General features: G+C 72.4%; 1 pseudogene. It reads left to right on the top strand.

The features are described from left to right. Positions 1–577 (top strand): annotated as a pseudogene (locus IF89_RS0135870) (IS630 family transposase); the annotation flags it as partial.

The following is a 577-nucleotide window of genomic DNA, read 5'->3' as shown; positions in this document are numbered from 1 at the left end:
GATTCGCGGCGGGTGAGAAGACCGCGGTGATCGCGAAGGACCTGCGGGTGAGTGTGCGGTCGGTGGAACGCTGGCGTCGCGCCTGGCGTGAGGGCGGCATGGCGGCCCTGCGCCCGATGGGTCCGGCGAACTCCCCGACCGTCACCGATGCCCAGTTCGCCGTACTCGAGGCGGAACTCGGCAAGGGACCGGCGGCGCATGGCTTCGAGGATGAACGCTGGACTCTGGTCCGGGTCCAGACGGTGATCCGCCGCCGGCTGCGGGTGGGTCTTTCGGTGCCGACGGTGTGGCGGCTGCTGAAACGGCAAGGCTGGTCCTGGCAGGCCCCCGCCCGCAGAGCCCTCGAACGCGACGAGCACGCGGTGGCGCTGTGGAAGAAGGAGGTGTGGCCGCGGGTAAAAGGCTCGCGGCGGCGTGTGGGGGCTGGCTCGCCTTCGAGGACGAGGCCGGATTCTCCATGACGCCGCCCCGCGCCCGCACCCGGGGCCGGCGCGGACACACCCCCGTCACCCGCGTCCGCGGTCGCTCCCGCCGCCGGACCTCGGTCGCCGCGCTGTGCTGCTACAAATCCGGAGAG

Origin of the sequence: Streptomyces sp. NRRL F-2664, assembly GCF_000719345.1 — a bacterium.
In the GTDB taxonomy this organism is placed as follows: Bacteria; Actinomycetota; Actinomycetes; order Streptomycetales; family Streptomycetaceae; genus Streptomyces.
Note: the sequence above shows the minus strand (reverse complement) of the source record. Positions and strands in the feature narration are given on the sequence as shown.